20 protein-coding genes are annotated in these 26,835 nt (G+C 73.1%); 9 read left to right on the forward strand and 11 right to left on the reverse strand.

All coding sequences use genetic code 11. The features are described from left to right. Positions 1-25 precede the first annotated feature (25 nt). Positions 26-622 (reverse strand): CoA pyrophosphatase, encoded by a 597-nt coding sequence (locus AB0J97_RS32610; RefSeq protein WP_364095778.1) that lies wholly within the window; start codon positions 620-622, stop codon positions 26-28. Between the two features lie 978 nt (positions 623-1,600). Continuing rightward, positions 1,601-2,479, reverse strand: coding sequence for a tetratricopeptide repeat protein (locus AB0J97_RS32615; protein WP_364095781.1), 879 nt, complete (start codon positions 2,477-2,479; stop codon positions 1,601-1,603). A 4-nt stretch (positions 2,480-2,483) separates the two neighbouring features. Between AB0J97_RS32615 and AB0J97_RS32620 the strand changes: the two genes are divergently transcribed. Both AB0J97_RS32620 and AB0J97_RS32625 read left to right on the forward strand, forming a co-directional pair. Continuing rightward, on the forward strand, positions 2,484-3,164 hold the full coding sequence (locus AB0J97_RS32620) for a hypothetical protein (RefSeq protein WP_364095784.1): 681 nt from the start codon (positions 2,484-2,486) through the stop codon (positions 3,162-3,164). Positions 3,165-3,273: 109 nt separating this feature from the next. Beyond that, on the forward strand, positions 3,274-3,561 hold the full coding sequence (locus AB0J97_RS32625) for a hypothetical protein (protein WP_364095787.1): 288 nt from the start codon (positions 3,274-3,276) through the stop codon (positions 3,559-3,561). Between the two features lie 142 nt (positions 3,562-3,703). Here AB0J97_RS32625 and AB0J97_RS32630 read toward each other — a convergent pair whose 3' ends face one another. Beyond that, positions 3,704-4,882, reverse strand: a complete 1,179-nt coding sequence (locus AB0J97_RS32630; RefSeq protein ID WP_364095790.1) for a cysteine desulfurase-like protein — start codon at positions 4,880-4,882, stop codon at positions 3,704-3,706. Positions 4,883-4,891: 9 nt separating this feature from the next. Between AB0J97_RS32630 and AB0J97_RS32635 the strand changes: the two genes are divergently transcribed. The 7 genes from AB0J97_RS32635 to AB0J97_RS32665 all read left to right on the forward strand — a co-directional run bounded on the left by AB0J97_RS32635 (position 4,892) and on the right by AB0J97_RS32665 (position 16,952). After that, positions 4,892-5,947, forward strand: a complete 1,056-nt coding sequence (locus tag AB0J97_RS32635; RefSeq protein ID WP_364095793.1) for a winged helix DNA-binding domain-containing protein — start codon at positions 4,892-4,894, stop codon at positions 5,945-5,947. A 330-nt stretch (positions 5,948-6,277) separates the two neighbouring features. Continuing rightward, positions 6,278-7,447, forward strand: coding sequence for an RNA polymerase sigma factor (locus AB0J97_RS32640; protein WP_357710243.1), 1,170 nt, complete (start codon positions 6,278-6,280; stop codon positions 7,445-7,447). A gap of 292 nt (positions 7,448-7,739) precedes the next feature. Next, positions 7,740-8,498, forward strand: a complete 759-nt coding sequence (locus AB0J97_RS32645) for a class I SAM-dependent methyltransferase (protein ID WP_357710241.1) — start codon at positions 7,740-7,742, stop codon at positions 8,496-8,498. A gap of 11 nt (positions 8,499-8,509) precedes the next feature. Continuing rightward, positions 8,510-9,448 (forward strand): adenosine deaminase, encoded by a 939-nt coding sequence (gene add / locus AB0J97_RS32650; RefSeq protein WP_364095797.1) that lies wholly within the window; start codon positions 8,510-8,512, stop codon positions 9,446-9,448. Positions 9,449-9,687: 239 nt separating this feature from the next. After that, complete coding sequence (locus AB0J97_RS32655; protein ID WP_364095800.1) at positions 9,688-13,473, forward strand: Pls/PosA family non-ribosomal peptide synthetase; 3,786 nt, start codon at positions 9,688-9,690, stop codon at positions 13,471-13,473. Continuing rightward, complete coding sequence (locus AB0J97_RS32660) at positions 13,470-14,765, forward strand: M1 family metallopeptidase (RefSeq protein ID WP_364095828.1); 1,296 nt, start codon at positions 13,470-13,472, stop codon at positions 14,763-14,765. Before AB0J97_RS32655 ends, AB0J97_RS32660 begins: the two co-directional genes overlap by 4 nt. A 132-nt stretch (positions 14,766-14,897) precedes the next feature. Continuing rightward, positions 14,898-16,952 (forward strand): molybdopterin-dependent oxidoreductase, encoded by a 2,055-nt coding sequence (locus tag AB0J97_RS32665; RefSeq protein WP_364095830.1) that lies wholly within the window; start codon positions 14,898-14,900, stop codon positions 16,950-16,952. On the opposite strand, the gene AB0J97_RS32670 is transcribed toward AB0J97_RS32665, so the two are convergent. From AB0J97_RS32670 to AB0J97_RS32705, 8 genes are all read right to left on the reverse strand, one after another. Then, positions 16,945-17,427, reverse strand: coding sequence for a metallophosphoesterase family protein (locus AB0J97_RS32670; protein ID WP_364095803.1), 483 nt, complete (start codon positions 17,425-17,427; stop codon positions 16,945-16,947). The genes AB0J97_RS32665 and AB0J97_RS32670 overlap by 8 nt on opposite strands. Positions 17,428-17,434: 7 nt before the next feature. Next, a complete protein-coding gene (locus tag AB0J97_RS32675; RefSeq protein ID WP_364095806.1) occupies positions 17,435-18,169 on the reverse strand; it encodes an SRPBCC domain-containing protein in 735 nt (244 codons plus the stop codon). Position 18,170: 1 nt separating this feature from the next. Next, on the reverse strand, positions 18,171-18,758 hold the full coding sequence (locus AB0J97_RS32680; RefSeq protein ID WP_357710225.1) for a helix-turn-helix domain-containing protein: 588 nt from the start codon (positions 18,756-18,758) through the stop codon (positions 18,171-18,173). Positions 18,759-18,789: 31 nt separating this feature from the next. Beyond that, positions 18,790-20,016 carry a sigma-70 family RNA polymerase sigma factor gene (locus tag AB0J97_RS32685; RefSeq protein ID WP_364095809.1) on the reverse strand — a complete coding sequence of 409 codons (1,227 nt, stop codon included), beginning with the start codon at positions 20,014-20,016 and terminating at the stop codon, positions 18,790-18,792. Further along, a complete protein-coding gene (locus AB0J97_RS32690; protein WP_357710289.1) occupies positions 20,013-20,357 on the reverse strand; it encodes a YciI family protein in 345 nt (114 codons plus the stop codon). Before AB0J97_RS32690 ends, AB0J97_RS32685 begins: the two co-directional genes overlap by 4 nt. Positions 20,358-20,407: 50 nt before the next feature. Then, positions 20,408-20,914, reverse strand: coding sequence for an ATP-binding protein (locus AB0J97_RS32695; RefSeq protein WP_364095812.1), 507 nt, complete (start codon positions 20,912-20,914; stop codon positions 20,408-20,410). A 120-nt stretch (positions 20,915-21,034) separates the two neighbouring features. Beyond that, entirely contained in the window at positions 21,035-23,383 is a 2,349-nt protein-coding gene (locus tag AB0J97_RS32700; protein ID WP_364095815.1) for a SpoIIE family protein phosphatase, read from the reverse strand. A gap of 26 nt (positions 23,384-23,409) precedes the next feature. Beyond that, positions 23,410-26,835 (reverse strand): HAMP domain-containing protein (locus AB0J97_RS32705; protein ID WP_364095818.1); only part of this gene is annotated, 3,426 nt, incomplete at its 5' end.

The raw sequence follows: 26,835 nt of genomic DNA on the forward strand, positions 1-26,835 counted from the left end.
TTCTGGGCGTGGTCCGGTGGGAGGGTCAGGTTCTCGTCCAGTGGGGCTGGGCGACGTCGAACACCCGCTGTTCGCGTCCGCGCAGCGCCACCTCGGCGAACTGCCACAGGATCGCCCCGGTCGGCGCGTGGATCACGATGCCCGGCCCGAGCGGCATCTGCAGCATCTCGCCCTGCCAGCGGGGCACCCCGGGCGCCAGGAAGCGCTCCAGCGGGACCGCGTGCACCGAGGCCACCTCGTGGGCGTCCCCCACCGGCTCCTGCCGGCCGCCGAACGCCACCACCGGGGTGATCACGAACCCGGAGTCGGCGACGAAGTCGTCGAGCAGCCCGGCCACCTGCACGCCGGTCAACCCGACCTCCTCCGCCAGCTCCCGCAGCGCCGCCTCCACCGGCAGCTCGCCCTCGTCGAGCCGCCCGCCCGGCAGCGCCCACTGCCCGGGGTTGCGCCCGCGCGCCGCCCTGCGGATCAGGACCGTGTACGGGACGCGCCCGGCGTCCTCCAGCACGCACACCGTCACGGCCGCCCGGCGCACCCCCGAGGCGGGCGGCACCTCCCGGCGGTCGAAGGCGGTGAGATGAGCGGTGACCTGCTCGCGCAGCACGTCGATCGGGGGCAACATCCCCTCAGGATCCCACGCCCCCCCACCTCCGGACCCGCCCCGTCCCCCCGCTCCGGGACGCCCCCCGCGCTCCCACCCCCCATGTCCCCACGGCCCGCACAACGCCCATCACCCCCATGACCTTCACGTCGCCCATTCCGCCCGCGCCCCCGCGCCCCCCGCGCCCCCCGCGCCCCCCGCGCCCCCTGCGTCCACTGTTGGCGGGCGCGGGCGTTCCAAGGACGTTGTCGGAGCGGTCGCGGCGCGACGAGGGCGGGTGCGGTTTCCGGCAGGGCCGCGCTGCTGCGGGCGCTGGGCGAGGTGGCGGGCGGTGCCGGAGTCCTCAGATCGCCGCTGCGCATGACATTGCGTGGCTCATCACCGGCCGAGGGTTCATGGGGGACGCCCGCCTTCCGTGCCGTCGCCTGACTGCCGTCTCACACCGATCTTGACGGCTGTCCACCCACATGATCAAAAGGATGCATCGGTCCGCCCTGCCAAGGGTCGGTGTCAGGAGCGCAGATCACTTCAGGAACGGGAGGCCATGATGAGTGCCGGGAAGCGCGGGCGGGTGACCATGCTCGCATCAGTGGGTGTACTGACGGCGGCGCTGTTGCCGCTCGGAGGCATGGCGACTGCCTCCTCCGCCACGACACAGGTTCACGCCTGCGTCAACAAGATCACTCGCGTTGTTCGAATTGTCGATTCTGGAGCCGAGTGTCTGTTCAGCGAGTCTTCTGTGCAATGGGCGGCCGAGGGTCCTGTCGGGCCCGAGGGGCCGGCGGGACCTGCCGGCCCGGCCGGCCCGCAAGGCGATCAGGGGCTCCAAGGCCCCCAAGGCCCGGAAGGCCCCAAGGGGGAGAAGGGGGATGCGGGAGGGGTGAGGGGAGCTCATGTCGAGGAAGCCCCCTTCAGCGGCGGCTCCGGTGGCGTCATGTGCAGCCCCGGAGAGTACGCGACCGGTGGCGGCTACAAGGTCAACAACGGTGCGGGCCAGGTCTACCAGAGCCTCCCCGTCTTCGGGGTGACCAAGGAGCCACGAGGCTGGGAGGTCAGGGCCACCAACTCCGCCAGCGGAACGCTGTACGTCATTTGCCTTCCCTGGAGCTGATCACCTGGGCAGTGGGTAGGGGGGTTCGGAGTCGTCTTCCTGGTGGAGGAGCTGGTGAAGGGTATGGGCCTGGCCGAGGTGGGCTTGGGCGTCCTGGTGGCGGCCTTGCTGCTCGTCCAGCATGCCGAGCTGGCGGTGGCAGATGCCGAGGCCGCGGCGCTGCCCGGCCTGCTCGAACAGGGCCATCGACCGGGTGAGACGGCCGCGGCCGCGGTGTGGTGGCCCTCCAGGCGGTCGAGGGTGCCGAGGGTGCTGAGGGCGAAGGCCTGTCTGGTGAGGTCCCCGCCGGAGAACGCGACTTCGAAGCAGTACGTGGCGTGCACCCGGGCCTGGGGGAGATCGTCGAGCCACTTGTTGACATTGCACAGCTCGTGGTGGATCGTCGCCAGGCCGTCGGCGTTGCCGGCCTGGGTGTACAGCCGGAGCGCGGTCCGGAAGCGCGTGAGGGCGGCGCGATAACGGCTGGTACGCATGTCGACCAGGCCCAGGTTCTGGTGCATGGCGGCCTGCCCGAGCAGGTCGCCGGCCTGCTCGGCCAGGCGTAGCGCCTCGGTGTTCAACACGATGATCTCGGAGTAGAAGTCGCGCATCCGCTGGTAGCACTCCAGATTGTGGATCAGGCGCCAGGCCTGGGGGGAACCCGCGGACAGGCATCGGCGGGCCACGGCCAGGAGATCCGGGTGGTTCCGGTCGAGCCAGCGCAGCGCGGAGACGTCCGTTTCGTGCTGGGGTGGCTGAACGCGGCAGGCGTCCTGGTCGGCGTCCACGTCCGTGAAGGAGGTGCTGGTGTCGACGAGAAGGACGGCGGCGTTGACGGCGCGGCGCGCGTACCGGAAGAGCCGTTCGTCGGCGGCGGCCAGCTGCCGGTCGGTCGGCCAGGACGGCGGCGATGGGCGCGCTGACCAGCGAGCCCGGATAGCGGGCGACGCGGCGGAGCACGAGGCGGGCGGGTTTGGCCAGCGCGGCGAGAGACCGGGCGAACGCGGTGGCGGTCTCGTCGTCGATCGGCAGCGTGGCCGCGGAAGGGATCTCGTGGGCCGGATTCGCCGCCTTGAGGTCGCTCATCTGCCGGATGGCGAGGGGGAGGCGGAAGCCGGCGGCGATCGCGGCGACGGCCTGGGGGTCGTTCAGGCCGGCGCGGCGCAGGATCGTGCCGGCCAACTGGGCCGCCTGGCCGCGGGTGAACGGTCGCAGGGTGACGCCGCGGTCAGGATCGAGGCCGACCAGCACGTGGCGGGTGGTGATCAGGATCGCCGACTCCTCGGCGGCGGGCAGCAGCGGACGGATCTGTGCGGCGGTGTCGGCGTCGTCCAGGACGATCAACATCCTCTTGCCGGCGGTCGCGGCCCGCCAGGCGCGGCTGAGCGCCTGAACGTCGGTCGCGCCCGGGTCCGGCGGCACGTTCAGGGCGTTGAGCAGCGTAAGCAGTGCCGCGGTGCTCGTCATCCGTGACTCGGCGGCGGCATAGGTGCGCATCCCCGCGATCACCAGGACGAGAGGACCGGGCCGGTTCTCCTCGGGAACAGGAGCGGTCAGGCGGTCCAGTTCCTTGGTGCGTCCGATGAAGACCCGGGTGCCGGTCGGCGGCTGCAGCGCCCACCCCGGCTGCTGGTCCTCACCAGGTGACGCCGCCGGGTTCGGGAGAGCGTCGTGCGGCAGTGCGATCAGCGTGCCGGCGCTCACCACGCTGGTCACCAGGACGAGCCCGCCGAACAGCCACCAGTTCCAGGTCGTGGTGAGCAGGTTGGTGAGCGCGCCCGCCGTCACGCCCGCCACCGGGCCCGACGCCGCGACGACCAGGCGTCCCCGCCGCCGAGCCGGCAGTCCGCCTGCCATCGCGATCACCTGACGCTGCTTCACGGGCGGTACGGCCCTTCGCAGGGCCGCCCGCAGGTCCGGTAGGTCCGTGCTGCCGTTGTAGAGCATGAAAGGACCGATGTCGAGTGGTTGAGGTGATCCGGCCACCGGTCGAGGCGTGGACGCCGGTGGCGTCAGGAGAGGCGGGCCACTCCTTCCAGGAGGCGGGTCACGTCCGAGTGGTCGTTGTAGTGGACCAGGCCGGCGCGGACGGCGCCGCCCGAGTCGCGCAGGCCCAGGGCACCGGTCAGTTCCCAGGCGTAGTTGTGGCCGTTCCAGACGTTCACCCCCAGACCGGCCAGGTGCTCGGCGACCTGGCGCGGGGTGTGGCCGGCGACGGTGAAGTAGGCGGTCGCGGTGCGCCGGGCCGGCTTGCCGTGCAGGGTGACGTGGGGCATCGTCTCCAGGCCGGCGATCATGGTGGCGAACAGCTCCAGCTCGTGCTCCTCGGCGGCGGCCATCGAGGCGAGGAGGCGTTCGCGGCGGGTGCCGGAGCCGGGGACCATGGCGGCCAGGTGGTCGACCGCCGCGGTGACCCCGGCCAGGTCGGCGAAGGCGGACGTACCCGTCTCGAACCTCTCCGGCACGGTGTCGGGGGAGGGGCGTAACTTGGCCGGCCGGACCGTCTCCAGCAGGACCGGGTCGGCCACGACGGCCCCCATGTGCGGTCCTGACCACTTGTAGGCGCTGGTGGCGTAGAAGTCGGCGCCGAGGGCCCGCATGTCCACCGGGCCGTGCGGGGTGGCGTGCACGCCGTCCACGTACAGCAGGGCGCCCGCGCGGTGCGCCAGCTCGGCGATGGCGGGCAGGTCGGGACGGGTGCCGAGGATGTTGCTGGCCGCCGTCACGGCGACGACCTTGGTCCGCTCCCCGATGAGGCCGGCGTACTGGTCGACCGGGAGTTCGCCGGTCACCGGGTCCACCTCGGCCCAGCGTACGGCGGCGCCGGTCTGGGTCCAGGGGCGTACGTTCGCGTCGTGGTCGAGCCTGGAGACCACCACCTCGTCCCCGGGGCCGGTCAGTGCCCTGGCCAGCCGGTACGTCAGCGTCGTCATGTTCGGACCGAGGACCACCCCGTCCGGATGGCCGCCGACCAGGTCCGCGACGGCGGCACGGCAGGCGGCGACGATCTCGTCCGCCCGGTGGCTGGCGGGGAAGGCCCCGCCCACGTTGCCGAGCCCGGCCCGGTAGGCGGCGGAGACGGCGTCGATCACCGAGTCCGGCGTCTGGGTGCCGGCCGCGCCGTCAAGGTAGGCGAAGCCATCGGAAAGCGCGGGATAAGAGGAACGTACGGACTCCAGGGGGAAAGGCATGATAAGTAGATGCTCACCCTCAGAGACCTCAACCGCGCCACCCTGGCCAGGCAGCACCTCCTCACCCGGCACAAGGGGCAGCCGGCCGACATCGTGCGCCGGCTGGCCGGGCTGCAGGCGCAGGAGCCGAGGCCGCCCTACCTGGGGGTGTGGACGCGGCTGGAGGGGTTCGTCCGCGACGACCTGCACGACGCGCTGCACGACGGCAGCCTGGTGCGGGCGACGATGATGCGGGCCACTCTGCACCTGGTGACGGCGGAGGACTTCGCCACGTTCCGCCCGCTGCTGCGTCCCATGCTGGCCGCCGCGGCGCGCCGGTTCGAGGGCGTCGACTTCGAGGCCGTCGCGGCGGTCGCCGACCGGCTGCTCGCCGACGGGCCGCTCACGTTCAACGAGCTGCGGCCCCTGCTGCTGAAGGAGTTCCCCGGCGCGGACGAGCGCGTGCTCGGGTACGCCGTACGCATGATGACGCCGCTGGTCATGGTGCCGACGCAGGACCGGTGGAGCTTCCCGCGCGAGTCCGCCTTCGGCCTGCCCGGCGTCGAGCTGGACCCGGACCCCGGCGTGGAGGGCATGGTCGAGCGGTACCTGGCCGCGTTCGGGCCGGCCACGCCCGCCGACGTGCAGACCTGGTCGGGGCTGGGCGGCCTGCGGACCGTCATGAAGGGGATGGAGCTGGAGAGACTCGCCGACGAGACGGGACGCGAGCTGTTCGACCTGCCGGGCGCGCCGCGACCGGGGGGCGACGTGCCCGCGCCGGTGCGGTTCCTGCCCGACTTCGACAACCTCGTCCTGGGGCACGCCGATCGCAGGCGGGTGCTGGCGGACGAGTTCAGGCCGCTGGTCGCGACCAAGAACCTGCGCATCAAGGCGACGTATCTGGTCGACGGGTTCGCGGCGGGCACCTGGCAGATCAAGCGGTCCGGCAAGAAGGCCAAGCTCGTCATCAGCCCCTTCGCCGACCCGACGCCTCTGGACGTCCTGGAGGAGGAGGGGCTGGCGCTGCTCGCCTTCGCCGAGCCGGACGCCACCGGCCACACTCTCGAACACGCTCCGGCGAGCTGACCGTCCCTGAACCGCCTTCGACGGGTCAGGGGGATGGAACTGTCGGTGGCGTGTGCGACCTTGAGAACGGCGTGCCGACGGCGCGGCCCTTCCATCCGCTGGGCGACGGCGTGATGGGGGAGCCCGTCGAGGAGGGGGCGCGCCTGATGGCCTTCGCCGGAGTCGAGGAGGGGAGCGTCGCATGGCCACCGCCCAGGAGCTCTGGCGGAGAAGCCCCGCGCGACACCTGGGAGGGGGCGTCTTCTGGAGTGCCGTGGATCGGACGGGGTGGAAGAGGGGTGGCGGGGTTGGGGTGCTGGTCAGGGGGCGCTTGGCGGCGGCGGCCCATCAGTGATCGCCGTTCCGTCGAAGCCGCGTTCGAGGAAGCGTTGGGTAGCCTGGTCAGAGACGGCCCTGCCAGGCCCCGCTTCTTCCGTTCCCTCATGTCCTGAAGGTTCCGACGCCTATCGGCCCGCTACGTTCCCCCGCCGGCCCTGCCCGCAGGCCGGCTCAGTCACTGAGCGTCCACCCAACGCGAGCGAGGAGAGAATTTTGTCCCAAGCAGCAGAGGTTCTCGAACTGGACGACACCATCGCCGACGGTGGCACGGCCGTCGGCGCCGACTCGGTCAAGACCTACCTGAAGGAGATCGGGCGCGTCCCGCTGCTCACCGCCGAGCAGGAGATCGAGCTGGCCAAGCGCATCGAGGCCGGCCTGTTCGCCACGGAACGGCTCGACAGCGAGCCCGGCCTGCCCCCCGAGCTGCGCGCCGACCTGGAGTGGATCGCCGACGACGGCCTTCGTGCCAAGCGCCGCATGCTGGAGGCCAACCTCCGGCTCGTCGTCTCCATCGCCAAGCGTTACACCGGCCGGGGCATGCTCTTCCTCGACCTGATCCAGGAGGGGAACCTCGGCCTGATCCGGACGATCGAGAAGTTCGACTACCGGCTCGGCTACAAGTTCTCCACCTACGCCACCTGGTGGATCAAGCAGGCCATCACCCGTGCCATGGCCGACCAGGCCCGGACGATCCGCATCCCCGTCCACATGGTCGAGCTGATCAACAAGGTGGCCCGCGTGCAGCGCCGCCTGCAGTCCGACCTGGGCCGCGAGCCCACCCCCGAGGAGATCGCCGCCGAGACCGATCTCGACGTCGAGCGGGTGGCCGAGGTGCAGAGCTACGGCCGGGAGCCGATCTCGCTGAGCACGCCGCTCGGCGAGGAGGGCGACAGCGAGTTCGGCGACCTGATCGAGGACACCGAGGCCGTCTCGCCGGCCGACGCGGTCTCGTTCACACTGCTCCAGCAGCAGTTGCACAGCCTGCTCGACCAGCTTTCCGAGCGCGAGGCGGGTGTGATCACCATGCGTTACGGCCTGGCCGACGGCAAGCCGCGCACCCTCGACGAGATCGGCCGCGTCTACGGCGTCACCCGTGAGCGCATCCGGCAGATCGAGGCCAAGACCATGTCCAAGCTCCGCCACCCCTCCCGGGCCATGGCGCTGCGCGACTACCTGAGCTGATCGCCCCGGCCCGGGAGCATCACGTGACACGCCGAGCAGGGCTCGCCGTGTGGACGTGGAGCGTCACCGCCTTGTCGACCGAACCAGCCGCCGCGGCGCCGGCGACACCAGCGACAGGCACGACCTCCGTCCATCCTGGCGAGAACCACCCCGGCGAGGGGCCCGAAGCCGGGAGAGCTGACCGGACGGGTCCGCAGGGAGAGACAGGGTGCGGGAAAGAGGGGGTAAACGGTGGCTCATCAGTGTGCCGAGCCCTGAGCGGGCCCGATGAGCCCGACCTACTCTGCCCAACGTGAAACGCTCCCGTACGAGCCTCGTCCACCAGGCCGCCTACGCGTTCCGGCACCCCCACAGGATCGCCCCGCACCTGCGCCGGCTGGCCCGCGACACCTGGTTCAGGCTCCGCACCCACGACCACGTCACCTACTACCGCGCCGTCATGAGGTCCGACACGGCCCGTGACCCCGAGGGCGCCGTGGGCTCGCACAAGCACCGGCGCTGGCTCGCCCTGGGACGCATGCAGTTCGACTACCTGGTGGAACACGGGCTCAAGCCCGACTGCCGGATGCTGGAGATCGGCTGCGGGAACCTGCGCGCCGGCCGTCTGTTCATCGGCTACCTGTTCACCGGCAACTACTACGGCATCGACATCTCGCCCGACATCCTGCTGGCCGCCCAGGACACGATCGACAAGCACGCCCTGCAGGAGAAGCTGCCGTACCTGGCGCCGGTGCGGGACCTGCGGTTCGCGTTCCTGCCGGACGAGTACTTCGACGTCGTGCACGCCCACAGCGTCTTCTCGCACTCGCCGATCGAGGTCATCGAGGAGTGCTTCGCCCACGTGGGCCGGATCATGAAACCGGACGGCTGGTTCGACTTCACCTTCGACAGGACCGAGGGGCAGGAGCACCACGTCCTGCGCGAGGACTTCTACTACCGCACCGAGACCCTGGTCGAGCTGGCCCGCCAATACGGACTCAAGGCGACGTTCATGGACGACTGGGAGCAGGGCCCGCATAAACAGTCGAAAATCCGCATCACCCGGCGATAACCTCCCGGAGAGTGAGAGACCTCCACCTGCTGCCCAAGGCACACCTGCACGTCCACCTGGAGAGCACCGTACGGCCCGGCACTGTGCGCGAGCTGGGCGGCCCGCCCGAGCCCGAGGGCAGCTTCACGAGCTTCCGTGAGTTCGCCGACCAACGGGCCAAGGTGCGTGACCTGCTGCGCACCCCCGAGCACTTCCGCCGCGTCGCCCTGGAGTTCTGCGAGGACGAGGCCGCCCAGGGCACCCGCTACGTCGAGGTCACCTTCACCGCTGCCTCTCACGGGGAGCGGCTGGGCGCGCCGGAGATGCCGCTGGAGGCGGTGCTCGACGGCCTGGCCGAGGGCAGACGGTACGGCATCGAGTCCAGGGTGCTGCTGGACCACTCCAGGCGGCGGCCCCTGGAACGGCTGTGGCGGACGTACGAGCTGGCCACCCGCTACGACGCGGTGATCGGCCTCGGGCTCGCGGGCGACGAGGCGTACCCGCTCGCGCCGTTCGCCGAGGTGTTCGCCGCGGCCGGGGACACGGGCCTGCACCTGGTGCACCACGCGGGCGAGGCGGCCGGGCCGGCGAGCATCCGCGAGGCGCTGGACCTCGGCCGCACCGAGCGGCTCGGCCACGGCATCCGGGTGCTGGACGACCCGGAGCTGGTGGCCGAGGTGCGCGAGCGCGGCGTCCCGCTGGAGGTCTGTCCCACGTCGAACGTGCTGCTCGGGCTCGTGCCGTCGCTGGCCGAGCACCCGTTGCCGCGTTTGCGCGCGGCGGGGCTCGCGGTCACGGTCAACACCGACGGCGAGACGGCCCTGGCCGACGAGTACCAGCGGCTGCGCGAGGTCTTCGGGTACGGCGACGACGTCCTGGCCGAGCTGGCCCGCGCCTCGATCAGGGCCTCCTTCGCCCCCGACGCGCTCAAGACGGACCTGCTGGCCGCCGTCGACGCCTGGCTCCACTGAGCCGCCGCCCCGGCCCGCCCGCCCCGACCCGTGCCCGCCAGGTGCGGCGATCTCCGTCACATCGTGGAATAGTTGGCGAATCCACGACCGTTGCGAACGGAGGTGGCGCGAACGCCACGACAGTGGCAGGCCGCGGCTTGGATGGGCCGGGGCCGACCGCCCGACCGAAGGAGCAGCGTTTGCGCACCGACTCGGCAGACTTAAGACTCAGGACCGCGTCGGCGGTCTACCCCGCGGGCATGCTGGCCTCGCCGCCCCGCACACTGATCGACATCCTCGACGAGACCACCCGCCGCCACCCCGAGGCGCCCGCGCTGGACGACGGCACCGTGTGCCTGGACTACCGGTCGCTGCGCGCCGAGGTCGACCGGGTCGCCGCCGACCTCGCCGCGGCCGGTGTCGGGCGCGGTTCCCGGGTCGGCGTGCGCATCGCCTCCGGCACCGCCGGGCTGTACGTCTCCATCCTCGCCGTGCTGGCGGCCGGCGCCGCGTACGTCCCCGTGGACGCCGACGATCCGGACGAACGCGCCGAACTCGTCTTCGCCGAGGCCGCCGTGGACGCCGTGCTCGACGGCGGCCCGGCCACGCGGGTCCGGCAGGCGGCCGCCACCGAGCGGCCCACCCCGGACGACGACGCCTGGATCATCTTCACCTCCGGCTCCACCGGCAGGCCCAAGGGCGTGGCGGTGACGCACCGCTCGGCCGCCGCGTTCGCCGACGCCGAAGCCGGCCTCTTTCTCCAGGACCGCCCGCTCGGCCCCGGTGACCGGGTGCTGGCCGGGCTGTCGGTGGCCTTCGACGCCTCCTGCGAGGAGATGTGGCTGGCCTGGCGGCACGGCGCCTGCCTGGTGCCCGCCCCCAGGGCGCTGGTGCGCACCGGCATGGACCTGGCCCCCTGGCTCGCCGAGCAGGGCGTCACCGCCGTCTCCACCGTGCCGACGCTGGCCGCGCTCTGGCCCGCCGCGCACCTCGACGGCATCCGCCTGCTCATCTTCGGCGGCGAGGCGTGCCCGCCCGAGCTCGCCGAACGGCTGGCCGTGCCCGGTCGCGAGGTGTGGAACACGTACGGGCCCACCGAGGCGACCGTGGTGGCCTCGGCGGCCCGGCTGACGGGGGAGGGGCCCGTACGCATCGGGCTGCCCCTGGACGGCTGGGACCTGGCCGTGGTGGACGGCGCGGGCGAGCCGGTCGCCATGGGCGAGACCGGCGAGCTGATCATCGGCGGCGTCGGCCTGGCCCGCTACCTCGACCCGGCCAAGGACGCCGAGAAGTACGCGCCCCTGCCATCACTCGGCTGGGAGCGCGCCTACCGCAGCGGCGACCTCGTCCGCGCCGAGCCCGAGGGTCTCGTCTTCGCCGGCCGCGCCGACGACCAGGTGAAACTGGGCGGACGCCGGATCGAGCTCGGCGAGGTGGACGCCGCCCTGAACGCGCTGCCCGGCGTCACCGGCGCGGCCGCGGCCGTCCGGACCGCGGGCGGCGGCCACCAGGTGCTCGTCGGCTACGTCGTGACCGGGCCCGGCTTCGACGCCGGACAGGCCCGCGAACTGCTGGCCGGCTCGCTGCCCGCCGCGCTCGTGCCCCGCCTGGCCCCCGTGGACGCCCTGCCCACCAGGACCTCCGGCAAGATCGACCGGGACGCGCTCCCGTGGCCGCTGGACGGCCCGGCACAGACGGACGCCGGCCTGAGCCCGGCCGAGGCGCTGCTGGCCGAGCAGTGGACCGAGATCCTCGGCGTGCCTCCGCAAGGGCCGGGATCGGACTTCTTCACCGACGGCGGCACCAGCCTGGCCGCCGCCCGCCTGGTCTCCACCCTGCGGGCCACGCACCCCGACGTGGCGGTCGGCGACGTCTACGCGCACCCGACCCTGGCCGGGCTGGCGGAGCTGCTGGCCTCCAGAGGCGGGACGCGGGCCCCCGCGCACGCCGAGGCGGCCGCCCCCATGCCCGTGCGCGCCTCGCTGGCGCAGACCGCGCTGATGATCCCGCTGCTCACCGTGGGCGCGCTGCGCTGGGTCGTGCCGCTGGCCGCCCTGGGCAACCTGCTCGCCCCGCCGTGGGCGCCGACGTTGTCGTGGTGGTGGGTGACGCTGGGCGCGCTGGCGTTCGTCACCCCCATGGGACGCATGGGCCTGTCGGCGGCGGTGGCCCGGCTGCTGCTGCGCGGCGTGCGCCCCGGCGCCCACCCGCGCGGCGGCGGCGTGCACCTGCGGCTGTGGTTCGCCGAGCGGTTCGCCGAACGGCTCGGCGTCCCCGACCTGGCCGGTGCGCCGTGGATGGCCTGGTACGCCCGGCTTCTCGGCGCCACCGTCGGCCCGGACGCCGACCTGCACTCGCCTCCGCCCATCACCGGCCTGCTCAAGCTGGGCAGGGGCGCCTCCGTCGAGCAGGAGGTCGACCTCGCCGGCCACTGGTACGACGGCGACCTGCTGCACGTCGGCGAGATCCGCATCGGCGCGGGTGCCACGGTCGGCTCCCGCGCGACCCTGCTGCCCGGCGCGCGCGTCGGGAAGAACTCGCAGGTCGCCCCCGGTTCCGCGGTCGCCGGGACGGTTCCCTCCGGCGAGCGCTGGGCCGGCGTCCCGGCCTTCCGCCAGGGCAAGCCGCGCCGCTCCCGCCCGGCCGGGCGCGCCGCCCGCTCCCGCCCGTGGGTCGCGCTGTACGGGGTGAGCGCGATCGTGCTCAGCCTGCTCCCGGTGGCCGCCGCCGGCGCCGCGCTCGCGGTCCTGGCCGCCTTCGCCGGGGACGAGCCCACGCTCGGCGGCGCGCTGGCCGCCGCCCTGCCCGCCGTGCCCCTGGCCACGCTCGCCGGGATGGCCGCCTTCGCCCTGGTCACGCTGGCCGGCGTACGGCTGCTCGGCCTCGGGCTGCACCCGGGCCACCACCCGGTGCACAGCCGCCCGGCCTGGCAGGCGTGGGTCACCGGCAGGCTGATGGCCTCGGCCCGGGTGTGGCTGTTCCCGCTGTACGCCAGCGTCCTGACGCCCGTGTGGCTGCGGGCGCTCGGCATGAAGGTGGGCCGCGGCGCCGAGCTGTCCACGGTACTCGCGCTGCCCACGATGACCTCCGTCGGTGACGACGCGTTCCTGGCCGACGACACCATGGTGGCCCCGTACGAGCTGGACGGCGGCTGGATGCGCCTGGCCTCGGCGCGGATCGGCAAGCGCGCCTTCCTCGGCAACTCGGGGATGACCGCCCCCGGCCGCAAGGTGCCCAAGGACGGCCTGGTCGGCGTGCTGTCGGCGACGCCCAAGAAGGCCAAGTCGGGCTCCTCGTACGTGGGCATGCCGCCCATGAAGCTGCGCAGGACCGCCGAGGAGGCCGACCGCAGCAGGACCTACGACCCGCCCGCGCGGTTCAGGGCGGCGCGGGCGCTGGTCGAGTTGTGCCGGGTGGTGCCCGCGATGGGCGTGGTCGCGCTGGCCGTCCTGGCCGTGGCGGCCTTCGAGTGGCTCGCCGCCGGGTACGGGTTCGCCGTCGCCGCCGCGCTGGGCGGCCTGGTCGTGCTGGCCGCCGGGGTGCTCGCCGCGGCCGTCGCGACGGCCGCCAAATGGGCGCTGGTCGGCCGCATCCCGGCCGGGAACAGGCCGCTGTGGAGCTCGTTCGTGTGGCGCAACGAGCTGGCGGACAACTTCGTCGAGGTGCTGGCGGCGCCCTGGTTCGCCCAGCCGTGGCTGGGGACCGCCCCGCTGAACGTGTGGCTGCGCTCCCTCGGGGCACGCATCGGGCGTGGGGTCACGTGCGAGACGTACTGGCTGCCGGAGGCGGATCTGGTGACACTGGGCGACGGCGCGTGCGTCAACCGGGGGTGCGTGCTGCAGACGCACCTGTTCCACGACCGGGTCATGAGCATCGACACCGTGACGCTGGAGGCCGGCGCGACGCTCGGCCCCCATGGCGTCGTCCTGCCGGCCGCGCGGGTGGGCGCGGGCACGACGGTCGGGCCGGCGTCCCTGGTCATGCGCGGCGAGGCGCTGCCCGGCGGCGGCCGGTGGTTCGGCAACCCCGTCTCGGCGTGGCGATGACGCCGTACTTCCCGGGGCACGGCGACCACCGGTACGCGGTCGAGCACTACGATCTGGCGCTGCACTACCGGGTCGCGGCCAACCGGCTCGACGGCACGGCCCGCCTGACGGTCTCGGCCGTCGAGCCGCTCGGCGACCTGGGCCTCGACCTCGGCCACTTCCGCGTCTCGGGCGTCGCCGTGGACGGCCGGGCCGCCCGCCACACCCACGGCCAGGGCAAGCTGCGCCTCAGCCTGCCCAGGCCGCTGGCCGCCGGGGACCGGGCCGTCGTCGAGGTGCGGTACGCGGGCACGCCCGTGCCGGTCCGCAGCCCGTGGGGCGGGCTCGGCTGGGAGGAGCTGACCGACGGCGCGATCGTGGCCGGCCAGCCGATCGGCGCGCCCTCCTGGTTCCCGTGCAACGACCGGCCGGACGACAAGGCGCCCTACCGGATCTCGGTGACGACGTCGCCGGCGTACCAGGTGATCGCGAACGGCGTGCTCACCTCCAGGCAGCGGACGGCCGGGACCACCACGTGGGTCTACGAGCAGGCCGAGCCGATGGCGACGTACCTGGCCAGTGTGCAGATCGGGCGCTACCAGCTCTCGGAGGCGGCCGGGACGCGGCTGGCCCATCCCGCGCGGCTGGCCGCCCGCGTCCGGCACGACTTCGGCCGGCAGGGCGAGATGATGGCGCTGTTCGGCGAGCTGTTCGGGCCCTACCCGTTCAGCGGCTACACCGTCGTCGTGGCCGACGACGACCTGGACATCCCGGTCGAGGCGCAGGGCATGTCGATCTTCGGCAGGAACCACGTCGACGGCGCCCGCGGTTGCGAGCGGCTGGTCGCGCACGAGCTGGCGCACCAGTGGTTCGGCAACAGCCTCACCGTGGCCCGCTGGTCCGACATCTGGCTCCAGGAGGGTTTCGCCACCTACGCGGAGTGGTTGTGGTCGGAGCGGTCGGGCGGCCCGCCCGCCGACGAGCACGCGCTGCGCTGGCACCGCAGGCTCGCCGCGCTGCCGCAGGACTTCGCGCTGGCCGACCCGGGCCCGGCCGCGCTGTTCGACGACCGCGTCTACAAGCGCGGCGCGCTGACCCTGCACGCCCTGCGCCGGGCCGCCGGCGACCAGGCGTTCTTCGCCCTCCTGCGCTCCTGGGCCGACAGCCGCCGGCACGGCAGCGTCACCACCGAGGAGTTCGCCGCCCACGCCGAGCGGCACGTCTCGGCGGCCGCGCTGCTGACGGCGTGGCTGCGCGACCGCCCCCTGCCCCCGATGGCGGGCGGCGCGCTGACCCGCGACCGCGGTGCCTGACCGGCCCCGAGCCGCGCACACCGCGCCTACCTGGTCGGACGGTCGCCGGGGTGGCGTCTCGGGGACGGGCGCGTCCGCTCATAGCCTGGTCACATGGTGACCCGGCTCGCTACCTGCAACCTGTGCGAGGCCATGTGCGGCCTCCGCGTCGACCTCGACGGCGACCGGATCACCGGCATCCGCGGCGACGAGGACGACCCGCTGTCGGCAGGCCACCTGTGCCCGAAGGCGGTGGCTCTGCAGGACGTGCGCGAGGACCCCGACCGGCTGCGCCGTCCCGTGGTCCGCACCTCCGGCGGCTGGCGCGAGATCCCCTGGCCGGACGCGTTCGACCTGGTCGCCGCCCGGCTGGCCGGCACCCGTCTCGTGCACGGCGCCGACGCCGTGGCCGTCTACCTGGGCAACCCGGTGGTCCACAGCCTGGGCGCGCTGACGCACGCGCCGCCGTTCGCCCGCCTGCTGGGCACCCGCAACCGCTACTCCGCCGCCTCCCTCGACCAGCTCCCGCACCAGTACGTCGCCCGCCACCTGTACGGCAGCCAATGGCTGCTCCCCGTGCCCGACATCGACCGCACCGCCTACTTCCTGACCTTCGGCGCCAACCCGGCCGTCTCCAACGGCAGCGTGATGAGCGCGCCCGGCGTCGTCCGGCGCATCCGCGACCTGCGCGCCCGCGGCGGCCGGATGGTGCTGTTCGACCCGCGCCGCACGGAGACCGCCCGGCTGGCCGACGAGCACCACTTCGTCCGCCCCGGCACCGACGCCGCGCTCATCCTGGCCATGGTCGGCCTGATCATCGACGGGGGCGCCGCCCGTCCCGCGCCCTACGTGGACGGGCTCGACCGGCTGGCGCCGGCGCTGGCGGCGTTCACGCCGGAGCGGGCCGCGGCGGTGACCGGCGTACCGGCCGAGGTGATCACCCGGATCGCGGCCGAGTTCGCCGCCGCCCCCAGCGCCGCCGCCTACGGCCGGATCGGCGTGTCCACCCAGCGGTTCGGCACGCTGTGCCAGTGGGGGATCCAGCTGCTGAACCTGGTCACCGGCAACCTCGACCGGCCCGGCGGCACGCTGATGTGCAGGCCGGCCGTCGACCCGGTGCGCAACCGCCTGATCGACCCCGGCCACGAGGGCAGGTGGCGCAGCCGGGTGCGCGGCCTGCCGGAGTTCGGCGGCGAGCTGCCCGCCGCGGCGCTCGCCGAGGAGATCGGCACGCCCGGCGAAGGGCAGGTGCGGACGCTGGTGACCATCGCCGGGAACCCGGTGCGCTCGGCCCCCGGCGGGCACGAGCTGTCGCGCGCCCTGGCCGGGCTGGACTTCATGGTCAGCCTCGACTTCTACGTCAACGAGACCACCCGGCACGCCGACGTCATCCTCCCACCCACCGACCTGCTCGAACGCGACCACTACGACCTCGTCTTCAACCTGGTCGCGGTCCGCGACCACGCCCGCTACACCCCGGCCGTGCTGCCCAGGACGCCCGGTGCCCGGCACGACTGGGAGATCCTGCGCGAGCTGGCCCGCCGCTACCGCCGCCTGGTCCGCGCCGGCTCACCGGCCGACCGGTTCATGCTGCGGCTCTCTCCGGAGCGGATCGTGGACCTCGGATTGCGGGCGGGGCCGTACCGGCTGAGCGTGGCGCGGCTGCGCCGTCACCCGCACGGGCTGGACCTGGGCCCGCTCAGGCCCAGCCTGCCGGGCCGGCTGCGCACGCCGGGCCGCCGCGTCCAGGCAGCGCCGCCCGTCCTGCTCGACGGCCTCGCCCGCGCCCGCGCCGAACTCCTGGCCCCCGCCTCCGCCGGGCTGCTGCTGATCGGCCGCCGTCACCTGCGCGACGACAACTCCTGGCTGCACAACTCCGCCAGACTGGCCAAGGGCCGACCTCGTCACCACCTGCTCATGCACCCCGACGACCTGCGCGCCCGCGGCCTCACCGACGGCGCGCCGGTCCGGGTGCGCTCCCGCAGCGGCGAGGTGACGGTCGAGGTCGGCGCGAGCGAGGACGTCATGCCCGGCGTCGTCAGCCTGCCCCACGGCTACGGCCACGACCGGCCGGGCGTGCTGCTGTCGGTCGCCTCCACGCTCGGCGGCGCCAGCGCCAACGACCTCACCGACCCCACCCGCCTGGACGAGCTCACCGGCACGGCGGCGCTCAACGGCGTCCCCGTCACCGTCGAGCCGCTCAGGTGACCGGGACGATCTCCGCGCGGGTCAGCACGCCGTCCTGGACGGTCAGCAGGCCGAGGGTGCCGTGCGGCTGGCGACGGCGGTCGGTGGGGGAGCCCGGGTTGAAGATGCGCAGGCCGTCGCCCGACTCGTCGAGCGGGATGTGCGAATGGCCGAAGACCACCAGGGCGGCCTCGGGGAAGCGGCGGCGCAGGCGGGCCAGGCGGCCCTTGGCGGGTCCGCTGTCGTGGATCATCCCGATCCGCAGGCCCTCCAGGGTCAGCTCCAGCGTCTCCGGCGCCACCACGTCGGGGCCGTCGTTGTTGCCCTTCACCACGTGCACCGGGGCGTAGGCGGCCAGCTCGTCGAGCACCGCGCGGACGCAGACGTCGCCCGCGTGCAGGATGACGTCGGCCGTACGCAGGTGCTCGGCCACCCGGGGCGGGCAGGAGCGCCACCGGGCGGGCGCGTGGGTGTCGGACAGTGCCACCACGTTCATCCGGAAGTCATGCCCGTTCCGCGTGCGCATCCTCCAGCCAGGACCGCCAGGCCGCGGCTTGGCCCGCGGGGTCGCCGAACAGCAGGTGCATGGCGAGCATGCTGCCGCCCATGCCCTGGACGAACCGGTAGAGGGCGTCGGACGTGCGGACGCCGACGGACTGGGCGTTGCGGAAGTAGACCACGCCCTCGACCGGCGGCAGGCCGGGCGGCGTGATCCGGACGGCGTCGCCGGGCTCGGGGGTGCCGCCGAGGGCGGCGTGGAGGGATCGCCAGGCGCGCGGCCAGTCGCTCACCGGCGGGCCCGACTCGGTGAGCGGGGTCGCGGCCCGGCCGGCGAAGTGGCCGAGGTACTCCGTCAGCGTCGCGAAGAACAGGGCCAGGCCCGTGGACATCGCCTCGTACTCCTGCTCCCAGTCGTCGCCGGGCAGGAAGCCGCTGGTGACCATGCGGACCAGGGTGCTGCCCTGGCCGCGGGCCTCCAGCAGGAACTCGTAGGCCACGAACCGGCCGTCGGGGCCGGGGACGCCGGAATGGGCGAAGCGCTTGAGCGGCTCCTCGGCGGTCACCCTGGACTCGGGCAGCTCGACCCCGGCGAACGCGGTGCGGATGGCGCCGCCCTCGACCTCGTTGCGGCCCATGAACCACGAGTCGATGCCGGGCCCGGTGGTGATGGCCTCCCACACCTGCTCGGGCGTCGCCTCGACCAGGGAGTCGAGGGGGATCTCGAACTCGTGCCCCACCTCAGGAGCCCTTCTTCACGGACGGGTGCACGGCGACGATCAGCCGATGATCCCGCCCGCCTTCCGCGGATTCGTCATGATATTTGCTGACCAGCGAGGTCACGCACTGCGCCAGCTCCTCGGCGAACGCGGCCCGGTCGGCGGCCGAGGCGAAGCGCACCTCGCCGTCGATGGCGAACGTGGCCACCTTCTTCTGCGCCTTGGCCGCGCCGGTGATCAGCGTGCCGACGTCGCGGACGAGCTGCGCCGCCAGGGCCAGCAGCCAGCGCGCCGACAGCCGGTCGGGAGACCGGGCGGGATCGGGCTGCACCGAGGCCAGCGCGGTGGGGGAGATCACGAAGGAGGCGGCCGTGGCCTGCATCACGCGCTCGGTGACGTTGCCCTTCCTGCGCTCCTCGACCAGCTCGACCAGCCCGTGGCGTTCGAGGGTGCGCAGGTGGTAGTTGACCTTCTGGCGGGCCAGGCCCACCTTGGCGGCCAGGGACGTGGCAGAGCCCGGCTCGACGAGCTCGGCCAGCAACTTCGATCGCATCGGGTCGAGCGACGCCTCCGCGGCCGCCGCGTCTTCGATCACTGCCACTTCGTGCATGCCTGAACGATCGCACCGAAAAAAATCGTTGTCAAGCCAGCCGGGCGGCCTTGCCCTCCAGATAGCGCTGCTCAGGCAGGCTGAGCGTACGCCGGGCCGCCTCGCGGAAGGCCAGTGCCGCCCCCTCGGTGTCGCCCTCCATCTCCAGCAGGTGGGCGCGTACGGAGGCCAGCCGGTGGTGCCCCGAGAGCCGGTCGTCGGCGGCCAGGCCGTCGAGCAGGTCGAGCCCGGCCCGCGGGCCGTGCACCATGGCGGCGGCCACGGCCTGGTTGAGCCGGACCACCGGGTTGTCCTCCAGGCCGGCCAGCACGCCGTAGAGAGCCAGGATCTGCGGCCAGTCGGTCTCGGCGGACGTGGGCGCCTCGTCGTGCACGGCCGCGATCGCCGCCTGCAACTGGTACGGGCCGAGGACGCTGGTGGCCAGCGCCTTGCTGACCAGCTCGACGCCCTCCTCGACGAGCCGCCGGTCCCACAGCGAGCGGTCCTGCTCGGCGAGCGGGACCAGCGACCCGCCCGGCCCGGTACGCGCCGCCCGCCGCGCCTCGGTCAGCAGCATGAGCGCCAGCAGCCCGGCGACCTCGCCGTCGTCGGGCAGCAGCCGGCGGACGAGCCGGGCCAGCCTGATCGCCTCGGCGGTCAGCTCGGGCCGCTGCAGGTCGGGCCCGGAGGTGGCGGTGTAACCCTCGTTGAAGATCAGGTAGAGCACGTGCAGCACCACGCGCAGCCGCTCGGCCCGCTCCTGCTCCGGCGGCGGCCCGAACGCCACCCCCGTGGACCTGATGCGCTGCTTGGCCCGGCTGATGCGCTGGGCCATCGTCGCCTCCGGCACCAGGAACGCCGCCGCGATCTGGGCCGTGGTCAGGCCGCCCACGGCCCGCAGCGTGAGCGCGAGCTGCGAGGGCTCCGACAGCGACGGATGGCAGCACAGGAACAGCAGCGTCAGCGTGTCGTCGCCGGCCGGCGTGCGCTCCTCGCCCGGCGCCGGCTCGACGAACTCGTCGGCCGGGACGGCGACCGCCGCGCTCTCCTCCCGCCGCCGGCGCGCGCTCTCACTGCGGAAATGGTCGATGACCCGCCGGGAGGCGACCGTGATCAGCCAGGCCCGCGGGTTGTCCGGCACGCCTTGGTCGGGCCACTGCACGGCGGCGTCCAGCAGGGCTTCCTGGACGGCGTCCTCGCAGGCGTCGAACTGCTCGTAACGGCGCACGAGCACGCCGAGCACCTGCGGCGCCAGCTCGCGCAGCAGCCCTTCGATCACTCCGCCACCTCGTCGATGATCGGCCGCACCTCCATGGCGCACAGCCGAGCGTCCGGCCAGCGCGCGGCGATCTCGGTGGCCCGCTCGACGCTCGCGCAGTCGACGATCAGATAACCCGCCAGGTACTCCTTGGCCTCCAGGAACGGGCCGTCGGTGACGGCGGGCACGCCGTTGCGCACCGTCACGGTCTTGGAGGAGGCCGGGTCGCCCAGCGCCTGGCCGCCGGCCAGCTCGCCGTTGGCCTCCAGCTCCGCCATGAGCGCGTCGACCTCGGCCATGACCTGGTCGAAGCCGTCGGCGACGGCCTGCTGGGCGGCCGGGTTGCTGTAGATGAGCAGCATGTATTTCACCTGCCTCATCCTAGGGTTCCGGGGATTCCGGCCGGGTCAGGCTAGGCGGGTTCGGCCGGTGGCAGGACGGTCCCCGCCAGGTCGGCGGCGCGCGGGACGAAGGGGGCGGGTGGCTGTTCGTCCGGGACGAGGAGGGCCGGTTGCGGGGGGTGCGCGGCCCGGACGTCCATGTGCAGGCGTAACCGGCTGCCTTGCGGGCTCTGGTCGAGTTCGACCTGGTCGCACAGGTGCTGGATCAGCCACAGGCCGAAGCCGAACCCCGCCGTGTGCGCGCGGCCGTGTTCGGCCGCGGCCAGGTGGGCGGCGCTGAGCAGGCCGGCGTCGTCCGCGACCTCCACGGTGACGCCGCCCGGCTCGTCGAGGCCCACCACGGTGCCGGTGCCGCCGCCGTGGTCGAGGACGTTGGTGACCGCCTCGTTGACCGCCAGCACGAAGTTGTCCAGGGGCTCACCGGACAGCCCGCCGCGGCCGGCGTGCTCGCGTACGAGGCGGCGGATGCCGTCGAGGTCGGTGCTGATGGGACAGCGTAGCTCCGGTTCCATGGCCATGGTCTGATCAGTCCTGCCTGGGTGTGGCGTGGCGGGTCACCCGGCTCTCGATGCTTACCGGGCGGAGGCCCGGCAAACTCGCGGGATCGGTGTCCCGTGGCCCGGCCTCGATGAGGACGGTCACTGGAGGCGGGCGCCGATGATGCACGTGTCGTCGTCGGTGTCGGAGTTGCTGTGCGTGAGGAGGTGGTCGAGGCGTTGCTCCAGGGTGGCCGCGGGCTGGCGGGCGACGTCCAGGAGCCGCTGCTGGGACTCGTGCAGGTTGACGTCCCGCCGTTCGATCAGGCCGTCGGTGTACATGAGCAGGATGTCGTCGGAGGCGAGCTGGAGGTGCGTCTCCTCGTAGTCGGCCTCGGCGACCGCCCCGAGCAGCAGGCCCTTGGTCATGTCGAGCTCCCTGGCCTGACCGTCGCGGACCAGGATGGGCGGCAGGTGCCCGGCCCTGGCGTAGCGCAGCACGCGCGTGCGGGGGTCGAACAGCGCGCAGATGGCGGTGGCTGTGACGTTCGCGGTCAGGTGGTGGGCGACCAGGTTGAGCCAGGTCAGGAGCTGGCCCGGCCCGGCGCCCGTGGCGGCCAGGCCGCGCAGCGCGTTGCGCAGCACGACCATGCCGGTGGCCGCCTCGATGCCGTGCCCGGCCACGTCGCCGACCGACAGCAGGATCTGCTTGGTGGGCAGCACGACCGCGTCGTACCAGTCGCCGCCGACCAGGTGCTCCTTCTCGGCCGGACGGTAGCGCACGGCGATCTGCAGGTCGAACGCCTCCAGCGGCTCCCGGCTCGGCGGCATGATCGCCTGCTGGAGCTGCAGGGCCAGCCGGTTGCGCTCGGCGGCCTGCTGCTCGGTGTGGGCGAGCTGGTCGCGGGTGGCGGCCAGGGCCACCTCTGTCCAGTGCTGGGAGGAGATGTCCTGGAAGGCGCCGCGAATGGCCAGCAGCAGGCCGCTGTCGTCGAAGACGGGCTCGGCGACGACCCTGATGTGCCGTACGGTGCCGTCGGACCGCTGGAGCCGGTAGGCGGTGGAGGCCGGCCGGCGATGGTGCAGCACGGCCCGGACGAACCGGCCGATGGCCACGGCGTCATCGGGGTGGGCGTGCGTGGCCAGGCGTTCGAGCGGGATGGGCGGCTCGTCGGCGGACATCCCGTACAGGTCGTGGAGCTGGGCGCTCCAGACGATCTCGCCGGTGAGCAGGTTCTCCTCGAAGCCGCCGATGCGCCCGAGGCGCTGGGCGTGCTGGAGCAGGTTGGCGAGCTGGGCGTCCTGGTCCTGCAGCCGCCAGATGAGCAGCACGCCGTCGCCGAGCCGGATGATCGCGATGCCGGCGACGGTGTGCAACGGGATCTGGTCCACCAGGGCCGTGATCGCCATCTTCTCGGCCCTGAAGGTCTCGCCCGTGGCGTGCACGTGCTCGATCCTGGCCAGCAGCGCGCCCTCCTCGGCGGCCAGCGGGTACGCCTCCAGGAACAGGCTCCCGACGACCTCGCCGCGCGGCCGTCCGGCCGGGTCGAGGAAGCGGGGGTTGGCGTGCACGATGCGGAAGTCGGTCAGCCGGCCCTCGGTGCCCAGTTGCGGGCGCAGCACCAGGGCCGCGTCGGGCAGCGCGTCGGCCAGGTCGATCAGCTCGGGCAGGACCTGCGGCTCGTGGGCGGCCTGGTCGGCGGTCTCGAAGGTGTGGGCGCACAGGTCGGCCAGCACCTCGATCTGCTTGATGACCCGCGGGTCGGGCCGCGGCATGGCGTGCGGCCAGCCGATCTCCAGCACGCCCAGGATGCGGCCGCCCGTCCCGGCCGGCGCGGTCGCCCGCGCGCCGGACGTCTGGCGCTGCCCGATCGAGGGCAGGCCGACGGCGGTCAGGTCGTCCAGCCACACCGTGCCGCGGGCCAGCAGCGCGCGGCGGGCCGGCGTGGCCACGCCCGGCGGCACGTAACGCCAGCGCCGGGCCTCCTCGTCGGCCAGCCCCGCGTAGCCGGCCAGGGTGAGCGACGCGTCCGGCCCGGCCTCCCAGATGGCGACCGTCGTCGCGCCCAGCGCGGACAGGGCCTGCTCCAGCAGCGACTGCGCCACGGCCTGCGCGTCGGTGGCGGTCAGCGCCCCGTTCTCGGCGGTACGCAGCCGCACCGCCACCTCCGCGGACTCATCGGCGCGGGCCGAGCTCAGGAAGTCGCGCGCGGTCTCGCTGATGCGGTCGTGGGCGGCCTGGTTGATGATGTCGGCGGCCAGTTCCAGCTGCGTCACCCCCGCCTGGTCGGCCAGGGTGGCGAGCTGCCTGGCGGCGGCGGACAGGCTGCACTGCAGGCGCTCGACCAGCACGCCCTTGGCCACCTCGACCAGGGCGCGGCCCTCGGCGGCCCGCTGGGCCTCCAGGATCTGGCTGTGCAGGCGGTCGACCGTCGCGGCCAGGCGGCCGAGATTGGGCGGCTCGATACGCTCCGGCGGTACGGCGGCCGCCGGATCGTGCAGGTGGTGCACTGCGTTGCTCCTCGGGGGGGGACGGGTCAGGCGCCGAGCCAGTGGCGGATGCGCTCGACCAGATGGTCGGCCTCGACCGGCTTGGTCACGTAGTCGCTCGCGCCGGCGGCCAGTGCCTTCTCCTGGTCTCCGGGCATCGCCTTGGCCGTGACCGCGATGATGGGCAGGTCGGCGTACTGCGGCATCGTCCGGATGCGGGCGGTGGCGGTGTAGCCGTCCATCTCCGGCATCATCACGTCCATCAGCACCAGGTCGATCCGCGGGTGGGCGACGAGCGTGTCGATGCCCTTGCGGCCGTCCTCGGCGTGCAGCACGTCGATGCCGTGCACCTCCAGCATGCTGGTCAGGGCGAACAGGTTGCGCGCGTCGTCGTCGACGATCAGCACGGTCCGGCCCGTCAGCGACGTGTCGATCTCGGCTCCGGCGAGCTGGTTGACGTTCCCGGCCCTGATCAGCGGCAGCACGTCGCCGGGCTGGTCGGCGGTCAGGTGCAGGGCGATGCGCTCGCGCAGCTCGTCGAGGCTGGACAGCAGCTCCAGTGGCTGCCCGCCCTCACGGGCCTGCAACGGCGCCGCCTGCTGGGAGCTGGCCCGCCAGTTGTTGTAGGCCAGGACCGGCACCGAGTTCAGGGCCTGGTCGCCGTCCATGGCCTCCAGCAGGCGGTAGGCGCTCTGGTCGGGCAGGTCGAGGTCGAGCACGATGCAGTGGCAGGGGTCGGCGGCGAGGGTGGCCGCGGCCTCCTGCGCCCCGGCGGCCGTGACGATCTCGATCGTCTCGTCACTGCCCGGCGCCAGCTCCGTCACCACGCTCTCGGCCACGTGCGACAGCAGTCCCTGCGGGCGTTCCTCGATCACCAGCAGGCGGCGCGGCTGCGGCTGGTGCGACCTGGCCGGGGCGGCCGCGTTCGGCTCGGGCATGGTGGCGGGAGCGGCCTCGACGAGGATCGAGGGGTCGGCCAGGAGCTTCTTCGGGGAGAGCCCGACGAAGTCCGGCCGGGCGATCGGCAGGTAGAGGGTGAAGACGCTGCCCTGGCCCGGGGTGCTCTGCGCCGCGATCGCGCCGCCGAGCAGGTGGGCGATCTCGCGGCTGATGGACAGGCCGAGGCCGGTGCCGCCGTACTTGCGGCTGGTGGTGCCGTCGGCCTGCTGGAACGCGCCGAAGATGGCTTCGAGCTGCTGGGCCGCGATGCCGATGCCGGTGTCCACGACGCGCAGCGCGATGGCAGCGCCGTGCTGGCGCACCGAGGCGGGCAGCTCGTCCTGGGCGGCCGGTTCGATGCGCAGCTCGACGCTGCCGGTCTCGGTGAACTTGACCGCGTTCGACAGCAGGTTGCGCAGCACCTGCCGCAGGCGCGAGTCGTCGGTCATGACCTCCACGGGGATGCCGGGGGCGTTCGTGATCGTGAAGTCGAGGCTCTTCTGCGAGGTCATCGGCCGGAACGTGGCCTCGACGTAGTCGAGGAGCTGGCGCAGCGGCACCCGTTCGGGGTTGATGTCCATCTTGCCCGCCTCGACCTTGGACAGGTCGAGGATGTCGTTGATGAGCTGGAGCAGGTCGGAGCCGGCCGAGTGGATGATCTCGGCGTACTCGACCTGCTTGGCCGTGAGGTTGCGCGTGTGGTTCTGGGCCAGGAGCTGGGCCAGGATGAGCAGTGAGTTGAGCGGGGTGCGCAGCTCGTGGCTCATGTTCGCCAGGAACTCGCTCTTGTACGTCGAGGCCAGCGTGAGCTGGTGGGCGCGGTCCTCCAGCTCCTGCCGGGCCTGCTCGATCTCCAGGTTCTTGGTCTCGATGTCCTGGTTCTGGCGGGCCAGCAGCGTGGCCTTCTCCTCCAGCTCGGCGTTGGAGCGCTGGAGCTCCTCCTGCTGCTGCTGGAGCTCCTCCGACCGGGCCTGCAGCTCGCCCGCGAGCCGCTGCGACTCGGCCAGCAGCTCGTCGGTGCGGGCGTTGGCCACGATCGTGTTGAGGTTGACGCCGATCGTCTCCATGAGCTGGTCGAGGAAGGCCCGGTGGACCGGCGTGAACGCCTGCACCGAGGCCAGCTCGATCACGCCGAGCACCTGCTCCTCGACCACGATCGGCAGCACGACCACCGAGGCGGGCTCGATCGTGCCGAGACCGGTCGAGATCCGGACGGCCCCGGAGGGCACCTCCTCGACGGCGATGACCCTGCGGCTGCGGGCGGCCTGGCCGACCAGCGCCTCGCCGAGCCGGAACCTCGTGGGCCTGCCGGGGTCGGCCGGGTAGCCGTAGGCGCTGATGAGCTGGAGCTCGTTCTCCTCGGCGAGGAAGAAGGCGCCGTACTGGGCGCTGACCAGCGGGGCCAGCTCGTTCATCACCAGCTCGGCCACGGCCGCCAGGTCGCGGTGGCCCTGCATGAGGCCGGACATGCGGGCGAGGTTGGACTTGAGCCAGTCCTGCTGCTCGTTGGCGGTCGTGGTCTCGCGCAGCGACTTGACCATCGAGTTGATGTTGTCCTTCAGGTCGGCCAGCTCGCCCTCGGCGTCGACCGTGATCGACCGGGTCAGGTCGCCGGAGGTGACCGCGCTGGTGACCTCGGCGATCGCGCGGACCTGGCGGGTCAGGTTGGCGGCCAGCTCGTTGACGTTCTCCGTCAGCCGCTTCCAGGTGCCCGACACGCCCTCGACCTCGGCCTGGCCGCCGAGACGTCCTTCGCTGCCGACCTCGCGGGCCACGCGGGTGACCTCGGCGGCGAACGAGGACAGCTGGTCGACCATCGTGTTGATGGTGGTCTTCAGCTCCAGGATCTCGCCGCGGGCGTCGACGTCGATCTTCCTGGTCAGGTCGCCCCTGGCCACCGCCGTGGTGACCTGGGCGATGCTGCGTACCTGGTTGGTCAGGTTGTCGGCCATCGAGTTGACGTTGTCGGTGAGGTCCTTCCAGGTGCCGGCCACGTTCGGGACGCGGGCCTGGCCGCCGAGCTGGCCTTCGGTGCCGACCTCGCGGGCCACGCGGGTGACCTCGTCGGCGAACGCGCTCAGCGTGTCGACCATGGTGTTGATCGTCTGGGCGAGCGCCGCCACCTCGCCCTTGGCCTCGACGGTGATCTTCTGCGACAGGTCGCCGCGGGCGACGGCGGTGGCCACCTGGGCGATGCTGCGCACCTGGCTCGTCAGGTTCGACGCCATGACGTTGACGTTGTCGGTGAGGTCTTTCCACGTGCCCGACACCCCCCGGACGGTCGCCTGACCACCCAGGTTGCCCTCGGTGCCCACCTCACGCGCCACCCGGGTCACCTCGTCGGCGAAGGCCGACAACTGGTCGACCATCGTGTTGATGGTCTCCTTCAGCTCCAGGATCTCCCCACGCGCATCCACCCGGATCTTCTGCGTCAGGTCACCCTTGGCCACCGCCGTGGTCACCTCGGCGATGCTGCGCACCTGCGCCGTCAGGTTGTCGGCCATCACGTTGACCGACTCCGTCAACGCCTTCCA

The sequence above is a fragment of the Nonomuraea sp. NPDC049607 genome, assembly GCF_040675375.1.
Taxonomy (GTDB): domain Bacteria; phylum Actinomycetota; class Actinomycetes; order Streptosporangiales; family Streptosporangiaceae; genus Nonomuraea.

Excerpts from the sequence above, each read along its gene's own strand:
- AB0J97_RS32665 (WP_364095830.1), top strand. The coding sequence starts at position 14,898 with ATGTGCGGCCTCCGCGTCGACCTCGACGGCGACCGGATCACCGGCATC.
- AB0J97_RS32655 (WP_364095800.1), top strand. The coding sequence starts at position 9,688 with ATGCTGGCCTCGCCGCCCCGCACACTGATCGACATCCTCGACGAGACC.
- AB0J97_RS32690 (WP_357710289.1), bottom strand. The coding sequence starts at position 20,357 with ATGCTGCTCATCTACAGCAACCCGGCCGCCCAGCAGGCCGTCGCCGAC.
- AB0J97_RS32635 (WP_364095793.1), top strand. The coding sequence starts at position 4,892 with ATGCTCACCCTCAGAGACCTCAACCGCGCCACCCTGGCCAGGCAGCAC.
- AB0J97_RS32630 (WP_364095790.1), bottom strand. The coding sequence starts at position 4,882 with ATGCCTTTCCCCCTGGAGTCCGTACGTTCCTCTTATCCCGCGCTTTCC.
- AB0J97_RS32625 (WP_364095787.1), top strand. The coding sequence starts at position 3,274 with ATGAAGACCCGGGTGCCGGTCGGCGGCTGCAGCGCCCACCCCGGCTGC.
- AB0J97_RS32680 (WP_357710225.1), bottom strand. The coding sequence starts at position 18,758 with ATGCACGAAGTGGCAGTGATCGAAGACGCGGCGGCCGCGGAGGCGTCG.
- AB0J97_RS32670 (WP_364095803.1), bottom strand. The coding sequence starts at position 17,427 with ATGAACGTGGTGGCACTGTCCGACACCCACGCGCCCGCCCGGTGGCGC.
- AB0J97_RS32695 (WP_364095812.1), bottom strand. The coding sequence starts at position 20,914 with ATGGCCATGGAACCGGAGCTACGCTGTCCCATCAGCACCGACCTCGAC.
- AB0J97_RS32660 (WP_364095828.1), top strand. The coding sequence starts at position 13,470 with ATGACGCCGTACTTCCCGGGGCACGGCGACCACCGGTACGCGGTCGAG.
- AB0J97_RS32610 (WP_364095778.1), bottom strand. The coding sequence starts at position 622 with ATGTTGCCCCCGATCGACGTGCTGCGCGAGCAGGTCACCGCTCATCTC.